Consider the following 16,284-nt stretch of genomic DNA (forward strand, 5'->3'; position numbering starts at 1 on the left):
AGTATAAATTTTTTGATAAAATAGAAGAGCAAAATTTTATAGCGGAGGGAAGCCGATGGTTGAAGCAGGCGATTTTCGAAGAGGATTGACAATAGAGTACGATGGTCAAATCTTTCAGGTTATTGAGTTTTTGCATGTAAAACCTGGTAAGGGTGCAGCGTTTGTAAGAACAAAATTAAAAAATATAAAAACTGGAGCTGTAATTGAAAAGACATTCAGACCTGATGAGAGAATGCCGCTTGCACACATTGAAAGAAGGGAAATGCAGTATCTTTACAATGACGGGGAACTTTATTATTTCATGGATACACAAACATATGAACAGATAGCGTTAAACCAAGAAATGGTTGGTGATGCACTAAAGTTTGTAAAGGAGAACATGACAGTTACAATTCTTTCTCACAATGGTAGCGTATTTGGAGTTGAGCCGCCAAGGTTTGTTGAGCTTGAAGTCATTGACACAGAACCAGGCTTCAAAGGCGATACTCAAACAGGTGCAACAAAACCTGCTAAGGTTGAGACAGGTGCTGTCATTCAGGTGCCATTGTTTATAAACGTTGGTGACAAGATAAAGATTGACACATCAACAGAAGAGTATTTGTCAAGAGTGTAATTTATTAAATGTTGTAATTTTGTATGTTAGTGTGTATAAACCATTTTTAATGGGTAAATATTAAGTATAGAGAGGTTATCTTGTTTTTTAGGAGGACAATCGAATGGAAAATTTATATGAAAAGGTAGCGTATTTGAGAGGACTGGCAGACGGGCTTGGGGTTAGCGAAGAGTCTAAGGAAGGAAGGCTTATAAGAAGTATTATTGATGTGCTGGACGAGTTTGCAGACGCTATAAATGAGTTAGATACCAGATATTGTGAGCTTGAAGATGTTGTTGAGTCTCTTGATGAGGATTTAGAGAAGTTAGAAGATGAAGTGTATGAAGATTATGATGATGAAGAGTATGATGACTACTATGATGAAGAAGATGAGGATGAAGACTTGATTGAAATAACATGCCCAAATTGCAAGGTGACATTCTACTTAGAAGAAGACGAGTACTTAAATGAAGACGAGATTGAATGTCCAAATTGCAACGAAGTCATTTATCTTGATGAATTGGAAGAAGAGTATGACCATGAAGAGTATGACCAAGATTACGAAGATGATGAAAAAGATGAAGAAAGTGAAGAAAACGGCCAGAATAAATAGTTATATTGAAATCTAAAAAAGCCGGTGATATAATTGCCGGCTTTTTATTTTGTATCTTATTTGTCACAGCAGAGCAATTGTTTTATATTGACAAAAGAATGTATTTTGGCTGTGTAGAAAATGTATAATAATAAGATTGTCAAATTATTGACATTGCTAAGTAGTTTGGATATAATCAAACTTAAATAATCATTCAGTTTTGTTGAAAGGGGTAGAAAATTAGCCATGAGAAAACCAAAACTGTTAATGACACCTGGCCCAACTCCACTTCCACCAGAGGTAATTGCTGCCATGTCTCAACAGATTATTCATCATCGTACAAAAGAATTTGCTGAAATCTTTTCAAGAGTGAATGAAAACCTAAAAAAGGTATTTCAGACAAAAAACAATGTACTTACCTTTGCTGCATCTGGTACTGGTGCAATGGAAGCAAGTGCTGTTAATTTCTTTTCTGAAGGTGATACTGTCTTAGTTGTTTCAGTTGGTGTATTTGGGGATAGATTTATTAATATCTGTAAAACATTTGGGCTCAACGTAATTGAGAAAAAATATCCTCACGGCGAGGCTGCTAATATTGATGAGATTATAGACATCCTTGAAAATGACAAGTCAAACATAAAAGGTGTGTTTATAACACACAATGAGACATCTACTGGTGTGACAAATCCAATCGAAAAACTTGCAAGGTATTTGAAAGACAAAGACAAAATTTTGATAGTTGACGCTGTAAGTTCTCTTGGAGCAATTGATTTGAAGACAGATGAGTGGGGCGTTGACGTTGTTGTAACAGGTTCTCAAAAAGCTTTGATGTCACCACCAGGTCTTGCGTTTGTCTCTGTGTCTGACAAGGCATGGGAGTTTTACAAGACATCTAAATTAAGAAAATTTTACTGGGACTTTAAAAGGTATCAAGACAATCTCCTAAAAGAAAGCCAGGACACTCCTTTCACGCCTGCTGTTACATTAATAAGAGCAGTTGATGTAGGTTTGAAACTTTTATTGGACTATGGCCTTGAGAATAACTTCAAGAGACATACAAGACTTGCAAAACTCACTCAGCTTGCTGTTGATAAACTCAATTTAGAACTTCTGCCAAAGAAAGAGTACTCATCTGCTGTAATTACTGCTATTAAGGCACCTGAGGGCGTTGACATTGAAAAGGTAAGAAAGATAATGAACCAAAAGTATGATATAATGGTAGCTGGTGGGCAGGCAAATCTCAAGGGTAAAATAATCAGAATAGGACATATGGGGTATGTTGATGAGTTTGATTTACTAAAGACAATTCAGTGCTTTGAGCTTTCACTTTTAGAGTGTGGATATAAGAATTTTGAGGTTGGTGAGCCAACTAGGGCTATTTTGCAGGAAATTGCTAAGGAGGTTGTGTAAGTTAATGAAGGTTTTAGTAACAGAGAGAATTGCTAAAGAGGGTATAGAGATTTTGCTTGCTGAAGGAATTGAGGTTGATGAGAAAATAGGTCTTTCACATGATGAGATTTGTGACATTATAGGTGACTATGATGCTTTAATTGTCCGAAGCGCAACAAAGGTCAATGAACAGATGATAAAGTGCGGCAAGAACTTAAAAGTAATTGCAAGAGCAGGCGTTGGTATTGACAATGTAGATGTAGAGGCTGCAACAAAACAAGGTATCATTGTTGTAAATGCTCCAGAGGGGAATATTATGGCGGCTGCTGAGCTCACAATAGGTCTTATATTTAGTATATTTAGAAATATTCCGCAGGCATACATGGCTTGCAAACATGGCGATTTCAGAAGAAATAGGTTCAAAGGTGTTGAGCTTTACGAAAAAACAGCTGGAATAATTGGTTTTGGCAAGATTGGGGCACTTGTTTCCGAAAGACTGAAAGCTTGTGGCATGAGAGTAATAGCTTACGACCCATATGTGTCTGAAGAGAAGTTCAAGAAGTTTGGTGTTGAGAGGGTTGACTTTGAAACACTTCTGAGAGAATCTGACCTCATAACAATTCACACACCTAAGACACCGGAGACATATAATTTAATTTCTGAAAAAGAATTCAAAAAGATGAAAAAAGGAGTAAGAATAGTCAACTGTGCACGCGGTGGAGTTATCAACGAAAAAGACTTGTACAATGCTATAAAAGAAGGAATAGTGGCTGCAGCAGCCTTAGATGTTTTAGAAAAAGAGCCAAACTTTGAGGTTGAGAAGCAAGATTATTACAATCCACTGCTGGAGCTTGACAATGTTGTGATAACACCTCACTTAGGAGCATCGACTCAAGAGGCCCAGATAAATGTTGCTGTATCTGTTGCAAAAGAGGTTGCAGCAGTGCTAAAAGGTGGCATTGCAAAAAATGCTGTCAATCTTCCTGCATTTGAGAAAGAAAAACTTGATGAGATTTTGCCATACTTAGAACTTGCGGAGGCAATGGGAAAAATCTTTATCCAGGCAGAAAGAGCTTTTGCAAATAAAATTGAAATAATCTACAGTGGCCAGATTGATCCTAAAATGACAACTTGGTTGACACGAGCACTTTTAAAAGGCTATCTTGAGTTTTCTGTTCAGGACACTGTAAATTATGTAAATTCTCAAGTTTTAGCACAAGAACAAGGCATTGAGGTAATTGAGAGCAAAACACACGAAGGCGGAAAGTTCAAGAATATGATAACTGCAAGGTTTACAACAGATGAAAAGGTATTAGAACTTGCTGGTACAGTTTACAACAATGAAGGAAGAATTATAGATTTCTTTGGATACAAAGTTGACTTCAAGCCAGAAAAGTACATGCTCCTTATTCAAAATATTGACAAGCCTGGTATGATAGGTAAAATTGGTACAATTGTTGGGGAGTACGGAATTAACATTGCTACAATGCAGGTTTCGCGCAACAAAAAAGGTGAAAAAGCTGTTATGGTATGTGAGATTGATGGGGCTTTGCCAGATGAAGCGGTTGAAAAGCTCAAAAATGTAGATGGTATCCTGAGGGTTACAATGGCAAGGCTGTAAACTTTTCTATAAAAACTAAATAGAGAGGGTTTTGCTTGAAATGGCAAATATCAGAGCATTTAGGGGTTTGAGATACTCACCTGAGGTCAAGTTAGATAGCTGTATTTGTCCACCTTATGATATAATTTCAGATAGCGAACGTGAAGAGCTTTACAGAAAAAGTGAGTACAATATTATAAGAGTGGAGTTTGGGAAAGAATTTGAAGGTGACAATGCCCAAAATAATAAGTTTACCCGTGCAAAAGAGTACTTAGATGAGTGGATTCAAAGGGGTATCTTGAGATTTGAGGACAAGGAAAGTGTATATGTGCTTGAGCAAGAGTTTGAGATAGAGGGAAGAAAGTATAGAAGAACTGGTTTGATAGTTTTACTTGAACTTGTTGACTTTGAAGAAGGGATTGTAATTCCTCATGAGTTTACATTGTCAAAACCAAAGCAAGAGCGGCTGAATCTTTTGCGGCACACACATGCTAATATAAGCAGTATATTTGGACTTTACGAGGATAAACAGCTCAATATAAAAAGAATATTGGATGATATAAAGGCAAGGAAAGAAGATGTAAACTATAATGGTATTGGTACATTTGAGAGAATGTGGGTTGTATCAGACAATAGCGTAATAGAGAACATTAAAAAACTTTTTGCAGACAAGAAAGTTTTCATAGCAGATGGTCATCACAGGTATGAGACTGCTTTGGAGTACAAAAAAGAGATGATGCAAAGAAAGGATTATAATAAGGATGCAGATTATAACTATATAATGATAACATTAACAGCGTTAGAAGATGAAGGTATAGTAATTCTTCCAACACACAGGATTGTCCTCTCAAGTGATGTGGAGGAGGATATTTTTCTTGAAAAGTTAAAAATAAACTTTGATATAGAAGAGGGAGAATATAAAGCTTTAAAAGAAAAACTTTTAGATTACAAAAAATATGCCTTTTTGATTTATACTTATAATAAGAACTTCTATTTGATAAGACTAAAAGACCCTGAAAAATCTTTAAAAGACATTGAAGGAAGCAGAGCTTATAAGAATCTTGATGTTGTTGTATTGCAAAAACTCATATTAAGTGATATATTAAGTATTACTGATGAGGACATACTAAACCAGAGGAATCTAAAATACACAAAGTCAGATAAAGAACTAATTGATATAGTAGATGGTGGAGCGAAATACGGATTTATATTAAATCCAACACTTGCTGAGGAGTTAAAAGAGGTGTCATTGAGTGGCGAAAAAATGCCCCAAAAATCCACCTACTTTTATCCAAAGCTTATGACGGGAAATGTAATATTTGTACATCAGAAATAAGTTAAAAATGGTTGTGATATTTTAGGGCAAGACTGAAATTATGAAGGTTTGGATATTGATGCCCGATGTGGTGTGATATCCAAACCGTTTTTTATTAGGTTTGCAAGAGACAATAAGGAAGGGAGAAGTGCTTGTAAGATGATAAAGCTTGTTGCAACAGACCTTGACGATAGTCTCCTTTCAAAAGACCTGAAGATAACTCCCAAAAATCTAAAGGCTATTGAATTTTTGAAGAAAAACAATGTAATTTTGATATTGGCATCAGGTCGGCCTTATCCTTCTGTGAAAAAGATTGCCTATGACCTTGAAAATTTTTATCCCATGATAACTTATCAAGGTGCTTTAGTTTACGACCCAAAAGACGATAAAAAGTTATATGGATGTGAGATTCAGCCAAATGATGCAAAAGAGCTTATAAGGCTTGCCAAAGAAGAGAATATACATGTTCACATATACATTGACAATGTCTGGTATGTTGAGGTATTTAATGAGAAGGTAGAGTATTACAAAAACCTGACGGGTCTTGAGCCTGTGAAGGTGGACAATTTTTTAGAGTTTGTAGACAGACCTGTTACAAAGGTTTTGTTTTTTGATGAGCATGAAAGGCTTCAAAAGTTAAAAGAGAGCTTACCTCTTGAGTTTTCAAAAAAGTTTAACATTATGTTTTCTAAGCCTTTTTTCTTGGAGTTCACTGATATTAATGTTTCTAAGGGAAATGCTTTGAAATTTTTAGCGCAATATTATAACCTCAAAAGAGATGAAATAATGGCAATAGGTAATGGTGACAATGACATTTCAATGATTGAATATGCAGGGATTGGGGTTGCAGTCGAAAATGCAACAGAGAAGTTAAAAGAGGTAGCAAGCTTTATAACTTTGAGCTGTGACAATAGTGGCTTTGCACATGCTGTTGAAAAAGTATTCAATGTTGAGTTTTAAAAATTTCATGCATATAATAGCATAAAAAAAAGAAAATCTTATAAGTTAATAAGAAAACGAGGGCTAATTTAAAAATTTAAAGGAAAATGATATTTTTTTAAAAAATATATTGACTTTTGAAAAAATTTTGCTAAAATAAATTCTGTTACTTGAAAATAGCAAATTCCAAGAAGGAGGTAGAGAAGATGCACGCATTGGGCAGGCACATAATAGCAGAACTTTACGGTTGTGACAAGGAAGTACTCAACAACCGTGAGCTTATTGAGAAGATAATGGTAGAGTCAGCACTCAAAGCAGGTGCAGAAGTAAGAGAGGTAGCATTCCACAAGTTTTCACCACAGGGTGTAAGTGGCGTTGTTGTAATTTCTGAGTCACACCTGACAATTCACACATGGCCAGAACTTGGGTATGCAGCTGTAGATGTGTTCACATGTGGTGAGAGAGTTGACCCATGGCAGGCTTGCAACTACATCACAGAGATGCTCAAAGCAAGCCACATGACAACTACAGAGGTAAAAAGAGGTTTGTTCGAACAACCTGTCAAGGTAGCAAACCTGTAATAATACCTCCTTTTTGTTGATTGTATAAATAGGTTTTCGTTAAAGTTTTGAAGGGATGTGGAACTGGGAATTCTATAAGGAGGATATACCTTGTTTAAATTGTATTACATTTTGAGGTTTTTGATGTATGAAAGAATACAAAAAGGGAAAAATATTTAACTGAAAGACCCCCTTTACTTAAATAAAAATATTTTCGGTGCACAGATAAGACTTTCTGTGCACCAATTTTTTTAGATTTACTAAACTTGGAATTCTGAAAACTTAAAGTGTCGAAAATGAAAAAAACATGACATCAACAGCAAACTACTTTTCGAGAAACAGAGGTATTGTCCAAAGTTTTTAATTTCGTTTAACTATTAACACCTGTCAATTTCCTCTAATTGCCAAAACAAAATGGCCTTTAACAATATTAAATTTTACCAAAAAAGTTAAATTCAGGACATTAGAATATTAATACTTCGAAAGGCAAATAATTTTCTTATTCTCAATTTTTATGTTTCCTTTTTTCAACTTCATAAAGACTGTGTGACAAAACTTTGATATAGTGCAAAGTGGAAGCTTTTCGTATTAACATAAATACAAAATAAAGATATTTACTGTCTTTCACTTCTTCACTATTTAAGTCTACTCTTGCTCTCGCATAACAGAAACTATCATATTTAACCTTGTTAAATATCTCAATTGGAAGTTGAAAATAAAGAGCAATCGAAGCAGGGTCGATAATTAAATAACCGTTCTTTTTATCAATAATAAATCCTTCATCTTGCCATTTAAACATATTTTCACCCAGATAAGAACGAGCAAACTCTTTAAAAAACGTATTCAAATAAGAAATTTCAAAGGTCACTGGGGATTCTTTCAAAACTTTGTTAATTTCTTTACAAGCAAGTAAAAAGACTTCATTAGGGCTCCATATTTCTATTCGTTTTCTTCTCATACCAGCGCATAAACCATAAAAGGAATCAGGGAAGAATAAATTAACTGCCACTGTTTTTGCATGCGGATTGTCACTATATATATAATTTCTGAAAGCACTGTCAAAAGTATTTTTGTTAGTATATCCATACCAGTCGTAATTGCTTTCTACAGGTCTGTAATTGAACAGCTTGTCAATCAAAAATTCAAAAAGATTTTTGTTCATTCTTTTCAGAAATTTAATACTCTTTTTCTCTTCCATAATCAAATTATAAGAATAAGCAATAGCAAAAGCTTCTTCTTTCTGCCATATTCGACTACAGTTATTTATTCTGGCAAAAACATCGCAGAAGTGGTAAAATTCGAAGCGAGAATAAATAGTTTTTAAAATAATATAAACAACTTGGGCAAGTTCTTTTTCTGAACTTATTGTGAAACCATTTTGGTAAACAAGTTTTAAAATTTCAAGCATTAACTGCAAAACTGCTTCAATTTTAATTCTTAAAAAACCTATCTGCTTGTCAGGAATGTAATATCCTAAAACTTTATTTACAGAACCATAATATACTTTTTGGTAAATTTCCAGCTGAGTATTTTCTATTTCTTTTTCAAGAAACTCAGCATAGAACAAACCGTTATTATATTTTTTCCCAGATAAAACCTCAACATATTTTTGGAAGAAAACATCAAAAAGCATGTATTATTTATTTTCACCTCTTTCGAATATTTACATATTTTTATCATACCTTAAGTTTTAATTTGTTTCAAGCTATGTTTACAAAAATAAACTGGATATGATATTATAAAAATAAAAAAAAATAGTGGAGGATAGAGGATGCCAAAAAGAGTAATATCTTTTGTTATGCTTTTGTCTTTTTTAATTTCAATTTTGCTTTCCTATCAAGCTTTTTCGTATTCAGATAAAGTTCTAAAAGACATCTCAATATTTGTGACAAAAGTTGAGAGGCTTGACAATAACCAGTATAAAGCAACATGGGGATATGAAAATCCGAATAAGAATACAATAATACTTCCGAAAGGGCACTCTAAACTGCTTGGGGATATCAAAAAAGATGACTGTATTTACAGATTCGAACCGGGGAAACATGCAACTGCTTTTTCAACATTATTTACTGGTGACAGGGTGATTTGGGAGATAAAAAACATTTCGGGAAAAAAAAAAGGGCTATAGCTTACAAAGAGGCTGTAAATTTAGATTTTAACTCTTCTCTTATATCCATTAATTTTCAGCCGTATATAAAAGGACAAAATAATATTTTAACAGAAGGTTTTATACCAGACAGTGGTGAAGTTTTTTCAAATCAATTCGGGCTTGATTTTGGATTTGAAAAGAAGGCGAAAACCTTCAGGGATAATGCCTGCAAAGACCCTCTTGTTTGTACCGGCGTGATATTAGAACATAACAATAAATGGCAGATAAAACTTCCCAATGGAGCTTATGATGTTGTAATAAGTGTGGGGAGTGCAAATAAGGACACATGTAACACAGTTATTGTGGAAGGGCAGGAGTTCTGTTTAAATTTGAAACTCAAAAGAGGTGAATTTCAGCAGATAAAAAAGAAAGTAATTTTAAATGATGAATACCTTACACTCAGCACATCTTTTCACGGTAATTCAAAAACAGTTTTAAATTACATACAGATATTCTCAAAAAAAGTTTGTGGCATCAGCTTAGAGCCGAAGGAAATGGAAATTGAAATAGGTGAGAGTTTATATTTATTTGCTAAAGTTATTCCAGAGTGGGCGGATAATCAAGAAGTAATTTTTAGCAGCGAAAACCCTTCAATTGCCGAAGTAGACCAAAAAAGGTATGGTAACAGGAGTTGCAGCCGGAACCACAAATATAATTGCCCAAACTAAGGATGGAGGATATAAGGCTGTATGTAAAGTCACTGTTGTAGAGTCTGGTGTGCCTTATCAGATTTCTTTTGCAAAGACTCGTTTGGATGTGGAGATTGGCAAAAGCAGAAAGATAGAATATATAATTGAACCTGTAGGGTATAAAGGCAAGATTGAGTGGATTAGCTTAAATCCTGATATTGCTGAGGTGGACTCACAGGGCAATGTAAAAGGAGTTTCAGTAGGAGAGACAAGGGTTAAGGCAAATCTGCCTGAGACAGGAAGTTTTGATGTTTGCAGGATTGTTGTCCACGACAAGTATCCGTATCCATTTGTTCTTATGGCAGACAGTGTCTATGGAGATGTTTATCTTGAATGGGATGAAGTTTGCAATGCTGAATATTATGTTGTAAAGAGAAAAGCAGAAACTGAAGAGAATTACAAGGAAATAGCAAAGACAAAAAATACAAGTTTTGTAGATACAACATGTTATGAAGATGGCAGATATTATTACGTGGTGTATGCTTACAACAGCTTTGGAGAGAGTCATTCAAACGAAGAAATAGTAGATGTTCGCAACCTCGACAGCGATTTTGATGGCATAAATGACAAGAAAGAGAGCATGCAGGGTTTGAACCCCAAAGTGCAGGATAGTGACCGAGATGGGCTTGAAGATAGTTATGAAGCAGAGCTTGGCACAAATCCACTTTCTAAGGATTCTGATAATGACGGACTGAGTGATTATTTTGAACTTGAAATTTCGAAAACAGACCCACTCATTTCTGATTCTGACAGTGATGGCATTATTGATTCCAAAGAAGATTTTGACAATGATAAGCTTGATAATTTGTCTGAAGAAAAGACTTTTACATCTTCAATTTTTGCAGACACAGATTTTGATGGAATTAGTGATTATGATGAAATATTTATCTCAAAAACAAATCCAATAAAAGTAGATACTGACGAAGATGGTTTGTTTGATAAAACAGAAGTAGATAGTGGTTTAAATCCACTTAGCAAAGACAGTGACGGCAATGGCGTGATTGATGGAGAAGAAAGTATCTACCAAGTTGTGTCAGGCGAAAGGCTAAGAAGTGTTAATCAAAATGAACAGGTTGTCTTTGGACTCAAGATAAAAGCAAAGGGTGAAATAGTCAACAGTGTTGTTGTCCAAAAAGTTTACAATTCATCCACATTTTTTGCAAATGGCTTTATAGTAGGAGAACCTTTTAAAATTGAATGTTTTGAACCGTTTGAAGTAGCCCAGCTTCAATTTAGGTTAAATGACACTGTTTTAGAGGGAGATCAGCTGAGCCATTTTGCGGTTGTGTGCTATGATACCAAAGGCGGCAAGTTTAGCTTACCAAAGGCAACATATAATGAGAGTTCAAAAACTATTACTGTTGAAACAAATCATTTCAGTGTATACTATCTTATAAATCTTAAGAAGTATTTAGATATAACTGGCTTAAAAAGTGGGACTGTTTCACCTTCCGGGCAGGCTGATATTGTGTTTGTTATAGACACAACAGGTTCAATGTCAGACGAAATAGATGCTGTCAAGCGAAACATTAACAATTTTGTAGATAAGCTAAATACAAAAGATATTAGTGTAAATTTAGGGCTTGTAACATACAAAGATATAACATGTGATGGTCTAAATTCAACAGTAGGTCATGGATTTTTCTCATCAGCAGATGACTTCAAAAATGCACTCGGAAGTATAAAAGTTGATGGTGGTGGCGATACACCTGAGACGCTGATTGATGCTCTTGAAACTGCAAGGTTGCTTGGCTTTAGAGAAAACAGCACAAAATTCATAGTTGTTTTAACAGATGCCAACTATAAGCTTGAGAACAGGTTTGGAATAAAGTCAGCAGATGAGATAATAGAAAGACTCAAAAGTGATAATATTATTGTTTCAGTTGTAAGTCCTACGTCGTTTGAAGAATTGTATTTTGCTTTTTCCAGCCAAACAAAAGGTATTTTTGCAGACATCTATTCTGACTTTTCTTCAACACTTGAAAAGTTAATTGATTTAGCAAACCAATATGTCAATGATGGCAGCTGGATTGTTTTGTCCAATCTGGATATAATCAAACTTAAAAAAGCTCCAGATTTAAACGACAGTGTTACCGACACTGATGGAGATGGACTTGCTGACTCTGAGGAGCTAAAGAACTCCCAGAAAATAACACTGGAACTTCCATGGGGTGGATTGCTGGAAAATTTAGAAATTTGGGATTTTGTAAGCTATCCTACCAAAGTTGATAGTGATGAGGATGGACTTTCAGATTACGATGAGGTACTTAAATACAAAACATCTCCTATCGATTTTGATACCGACTGCAACCTTTTGAGCGATCTTGAGGAAATAGAAGCAGGGACAAATCCGGTTGTTGTTGATAGCGATGAAGATGGTTTGAGTGATAGTGTTGAGTTTTATCTATTTCCTGGTGATGAAGCTTTTGATCCTAACACTGAAACAACTTTGTGGGGATGTGACTATGAAGAAGCACTCCTCTATTTAAGAGAAGAGCTTCCGCTTTATGTGAAAAGAAACACAGTTGAGGATGTAATCTTAACAACAACATACTCTCTTTACAAAAAGCAGCAAACTTTAAATAATTCCAGAAAAAGAAGCAAAGTTACAATGTTGAATAAAAACATAGTTTTTTGCTCAAGAAATGATGAAAAACTTCTGATTGAACCGGATGAAGAGTTAATAATTTGTGAGGGCTCAACTATTTATGTTAACAGCAAATACCCTGAATTGTTTAAAGTTTACGGCTCTTTAAAAATAGGTGGACCTAACAAAAAAACTTATGTGAAAATAGGAAATCCAAATAATTCATCAAAGTCCAATACACTCAAAGCAATTAGAGAATATACTTCAAGAATGACCATTTTTGCGGTAGTAGCCCCAATGGAGTGTGGTAACCAACCCAGATGCGAAATTACGAATATAGAGCTTTCTTCATTTGCGGGTTTTTTAAGCATAGGACACAAGGGATATGTTAAGATAGATGGTTGCACACTTAAGAATGTGAAGATGGGTGTATATGTAAGCCCGGTTTGTTCTCCGCAGGGTTCCCAGCTTTTGATTTCAAATACCACATTCCATAGCTGCTCAACAGCCGGGCTGTGGCTTTGCGCAAATATCAAACCTGTCAGGATAAATAAGAGCATATTTTATAGTGCCCCTGTTATAGTTGACAGCAAGGATGCAAATTTGAGGTTTGATGAATGTATATTCGAAAACTGCAATAACAGCAAAGATGAACCGGCATTTAGAACACTGCAAAGAGGCTCAAAAAACATTCTATTTTTATCCTGTGCATTTAGAAACAATAGCATTGGAATACATGCTTATTATCACAAAACAATAGTATTTATAAATGATTGTGTATTTGAAGGGCACAAATATTGCTCAATTTTACGCCAAGTAAATCCTAAGGTTATTGTAGATAGACATACACGGTTTTTAGAAACCATAGAGCCTATCGTAAAATTTGAGGGAGCATCAACAAGCGAAACTCTATTTTCAGCTATTTTAGGATTATTAGATCCTTGTGGTATTAAAGATATCATAGAAATATTAGCAGGCGAAGACATCATAACTGGCGAAGAGATTCCAGGTATCGAGAAAGTTGAAAGGTTACTGTTTTTAACTTTAAATGCTAATGATATAAGAAGAGCAGATGATATTGAAAAGTGGCTTAAATATTTGGATGAAATAGAGAAAAATTCAAGTAAAGAATTCAGGGACTCTGTTGCGAAATATTCACCTGAGTTTGCCGAAAAAATTTGCAGGAAATTGTCGAATTCTGAAATATCAGCGGCAGGAAGACTGTATAATAAGATAGGCGAATTTTTTACCCAAGGATTAAATATCTATATAGACTCACATTACAAAAAACTGATGGAATTATCAGAAGAGTATGGCAGAGAGGCAGTTTATTTGAGCATTCACGAGGGGTTGGAGAATGCCGAAAGAAGACTGGCTGTGATTTTTAAAAATACAAGAGAGATAAAAAATAAAGAAGATTTAGTATATTTTATAAATAGCGGCGATGAGCTGGCAAAGTCGCTGGGTGTGAGTGCTTTCAAAGAATCCAACTATCGAGATTGTTTGTATAAATATCTGGGTATAGATAACATAAAGGATTTGGCAAACAAGGCATATCAAGTTCACCACATATTTCCACAGAGTTTATTTGGGGAAGGTGGTCTTTATGAATCGATATTTAAAAGAGCGGGGTTGAATGTCCACGATGTGAGGTTTTTGGGGCTGTGGGATGCAAAGGACCATTTGAAGAAAAAGTATGATTATAATAGAGAATGGTTAGAGGAAATGAGGAAGTTGCTGAGAAAACATGGAGATCGGATAGAGGATATTGATATAATTGAAGTGATAGAAAAAGGAAGGGAGATAGCGGATAGATATGGGTTCACAAGGGTTAGATTTTAGCTTTTATGATAATTTTTATCATCTTAGATCTGATTGGCGCTCAATGCAAGTAGAATTGCGACAGGAAGACTATTTAAGTGGTAAATATTTAGAGATATTAAGACGAGGGCATGAGATAGTGGAAAAAGAAGGGGCGATAGAGTTTTGGAGGATAAGGAATAAAAGGTTATCAGATGTTCTTACCACAGGAAGTGACATACTGATAGTGTCGATCAGGGTGATAGAGATTTTGGAGAGGTATGGACTTACGGGTTGGAGGAAATTTAAGGTAGTGATAAAGGATGAGAGGAAGGGTGTAATAAGCGAAGGTTACTGGGGAATAAGTGTTGTGAGTAATATATTGAGAAACAGGTGGGATTTATATCGCGAGATAGTAGAGGAGAGGCTGGATGGGACTAAGAAGATAAGGAAGTTTGGATGGTATTTTGAGCCTGAGGACTGGGACGGCAGTGATTTTAACCTGCTTGATGGTATATCTTTAATAGTTACAAAGAGGGTAAAGGATGTGTTTGAGAAGGAGAAGGTAAAGAATATAAGTATTAAGAGTGTGCATGATATTAGTGTTTAATGATATTGAGGACTTTTGAGAGGGGCAGAAGAGCCCCTTATTTTTTAATATGCTATAAAAAATTTTGACACTTCTTCTGTAAAGAACTTTTAAAAAGTATGCTTAAGAGTATATTAAAAGGTTTCTCACAAGGTTTATTTATCCCTCTATATCTTATTCACTTGTGAATATTAAATGTTCTATAATAATGTTATACTCAAAGAAAAGGGGGCTATTGGTTTTTGAAAGTTGTCTGCTACGGCGAGGTTTTGATAGATTTTTTGAATGTAAAAGATAACCTGTTTGAAGCAAACCCGGGCGGTGCTCCTGCAAATGTTGCAGCAGCAGTTGCAAAGTTTGGAGGGGAATCCTGTTTAATCTCACAGGTTGGAAATGATATGTTTGGGCAAATGATTATAGATAGCCTTTCTACCTGTGGTGTTGATATTTCAAATATTAAAATGACAGATGAGTATTTTACAACTCTTGCGTTTGTAAAGCTTGACAGCCGTGGTGAGAGATCTTTTTCCTTCTCAAGAAAACATGGTGCAGATGTTTACTTAAAGGTAGAGGATATTGATGTTAATGTTATAAAATCAGCTGATATATTTCACTTTGGCTCGCTTTCAATGACATATGAACAAAACAAAAGAACCACCTTTGAGCTTTTAAAGATTGCAAGACAAAGTGGCAGCACAATCTCATATGACCCAAATTACCGAAGTAGCCTGTGGGAAAGCCAAAAAAAGGCTTTGGATACCATGATTGAGCCTGTTGAAAATGGGTTTGTTGATATTCTGAAGATGTCTGAGGAAGAGGTTTTGCTATATGAAAAGGATGTAAATAACTTTTATAATAGAATAAAAGACAAGGTAAAGATTTTTCTTGTAACATTTGGCGAAAAGGGTAGCATGGTTTTCTTTAAAGGAAAGTCATATTTTGTTGATACAATAAAGGTTGATGTTGTTGACACAACTGGTTGTGGAGACTGTTTTGTTGGTATGGTTTTGTATGAAATTTCAAAATCTTTGCCAATTGAAAATTTATCAGAAGATGAAATTGTTAAAATTGTAAGAAAGGCAAACATAGCAGGGGCTCTGTGTGCGACCAAAAAAGGTGCTATTCCCGCAATTCCTGAGTACAGTTGGGTTTTAGAAAGGCTTTGAAGTCCAAAAAACTTTATTATAAAAACTTTTGGGGGAAAGAATGATGAGAGCAATAATAACGGTTGTTGGTAAAGATAAGGTTGGTATAATTGCGGCAATCTCGAGCTTACTTGCCCAGAACAATGTAAATATACTTGATATAAGCCAGACGATCATGCAAGGATTTTTTACGATGATAATGCTTGTTGACCTTAAAGATTGCAAATTGAAGTTTTCTGAACTGAAAGATCTTCTCATAAAAAAAGGAGAGGAAATAGGCGTTGATGTAAATATGCAGCACGAAGACCTTTTCAATAGCATAAACAGAATATAATAAT

The 16,284-nt window shown here is 35.0% G+C and carries 14 protein-coding genes; 13 read left to right on the forward strand and 1 reads right to left on the reverse strand.

Annotation, left to right across the window (positions count from 1 at the left end; translation table 11 throughout):
* Positions 1-55: 55 nt before the first annotated feature.
* The 7 genes from efp to speD all read left to right on the forward strand — a co-directional run bounded on the left by efp (position 56) and on the right by speD (position 7,008).
* Positions 56-613 (forward strand): elongation factor P, encoded by a 558-nt coding sequence (efp, locus tag PGC14_RS02085; RefSeq protein ID WP_011916839.1) that lies wholly within the window; start codon positions 56-58, stop codon positions 611-613.
* A gap of 103 nt (positions 614-716) precedes the next feature.
* Positions 717-1,205, forward strand: a complete 489-nt coding sequence (locus tag PGC14_RS02090) for a CD1247 N-terminal domain-containing protein (RefSeq protein WP_271629398.1) — start codon at positions 717-719, stop codon at positions 1,203-1,205.
* A gap of 225 nt (positions 1,206-1,430) precedes the next feature.
* Positions 1,431-2,594 carry a pyridoxal-phosphate-dependent aminotransferase family protein gene (locus PGC14_RS02095; protein ID WP_271629399.1) on the forward strand — a complete coding sequence of 388 codons (1,164 nt, stop codon included), beginning with the start codon at positions 1,431-1,433 and terminating at the stop codon, positions 2,592-2,594.
* 4 nt (positions 2,595-2,598) lie between these two features.
* A complete protein-coding gene (gene serA / locus PGC14_RS02100) occupies positions 2,599-4,194 on the forward strand; it encodes a phosphoglycerate dehydrogenase (protein ID WP_271629400.1) in 1,596 nt (531 codons plus the stop codon).
* 40 nt (positions 4,195-4,234) lie between these two features.
* Positions 4,235-5,509: a DUF1015 domain-containing protein gene (locus tag PGC14_RS02105; RefSeq protein ID WP_271629401.1), complete on the forward strand. Its 1,275-nt coding sequence runs from the start codon at positions 4,235-4,237 to the stop codon at positions 5,507-5,509.
* A gap of 138 nt (positions 5,510-5,647) precedes the next feature.
* Positions 5,648-6,448 (forward strand): Cof-type HAD-IIB family hydrolase, encoded by an 801-nt coding sequence (locus PGC14_RS02110; RefSeq protein WP_271629402.1) that lies wholly within the window; start codon positions 5,648-5,650, stop codon positions 6,446-6,448.
* A 185-nt stretch (positions 6,449-6,633) separates the two neighbouring features.
* Positions 6,634-7,008, forward strand: a complete 375-nt coding sequence (speD, locus tag PGC14_RS02115) for an adenosylmethionine decarboxylase (protein WP_011916845.1) — start codon at positions 6,634-6,636, stop codon at positions 7,006-7,008.
* A 484-nt stretch (positions 7,009-7,492) separates the two neighbouring features.
* On the opposite strand, the gene PGC14_RS02120 is transcribed toward speD, so the two are convergent.
* Positions 7,493-8,620 carry a hypothetical protein gene (locus PGC14_RS02120; RefSeq protein ID WP_271629403.1) on the reverse strand — a complete coding sequence of 376 codons (1,128 nt, stop codon included), beginning with the start codon at positions 8,618-8,620 and terminating at the stop codon, positions 7,493-7,495.
* A 138-nt stretch (positions 8,621-8,758) separates the two neighbouring features.
* Here PGC14_RS02120 and PGC14_RS02125 point away from each other — a divergent pair, with 138 nt between their 5' ends.
* The 6 genes from PGC14_RS02125 (at position 8,759) to PGC14_RS02150 (ending at position 16,280) form a co-directional block, all read left to right on the forward strand.
* Positions 8,759-9,115: a hypothetical protein gene (locus tag PGC14_RS02125; protein ID WP_271629404.1), complete on the forward strand. Its 357-nt coding sequence runs from the start codon at positions 8,759-8,761 to the stop codon at positions 9,113-9,115.
* Positions 9,073-9,804, forward strand: a complete 732-nt coding sequence (locus tag PGC14_RS02130; protein WP_271629405.1) for an Ig-like domain-containing protein — start codon at positions 9,073-9,075, stop codon at positions 9,802-9,804. The genes PGC14_RS02125 and PGC14_RS02130 overlap by 43 nt, the downstream gene beginning before the upstream one ends.
* Positions 9,755-14,254, forward strand: a complete 4,500-nt coding sequence (locus tag PGC14_RS02135) for a VWA domain-containing protein (RefSeq protein WP_271629406.1) — start codon at positions 9,755-9,757, stop codon at positions 14,252-14,254. Before PGC14_RS02130 ends, PGC14_RS02135 begins: the two co-directional genes overlap by 50 nt.
* Positions 14,229-14,822 (forward strand): hypothetical protein, encoded by a 594-nt coding sequence (locus tag PGC14_RS02140; protein WP_014043027.1) that lies wholly within the window; start codon positions 14,229-14,231, stop codon positions 14,820-14,822. Before PGC14_RS02135 ends, PGC14_RS02140 begins: the two co-directional genes overlap by 26 nt.
* A 221-nt stretch (positions 14,823-15,043) precedes the next feature.
* On the forward strand, positions 15,044-15,967 hold the full coding sequence (locus tag PGC14_RS02145; protein ID WP_271629407.1) for a carbohydrate kinase family protein: 924 nt from the start codon (positions 15,044-15,046) through the stop codon (positions 15,965-15,967).
* 43 nt (positions 15,968-16,010) lie between these two features.
* Positions 16,011-16,280: an ACT domain-containing protein gene (locus PGC14_RS02150; RefSeq protein WP_013412665.1), complete on the forward strand. Its 270-nt coding sequence runs from the start codon at positions 16,011-16,013 to the stop codon at positions 16,278-16,280.
* Positions 16,281-16,284: the final 4 nt, after the last annotated feature.

Source organism: Caldicellulosiruptor sp. DIB 104C, assembly GCF_028198085.1.
Classification (GTDB): domain Bacteria; phylum Bacillota; class Thermoanaerobacteria; order Caldicellulosiruptorales; family Caldicellulosiruptoraceae; genus Caldicellulosiruptor; species Caldicellulosiruptor saccharolyticus.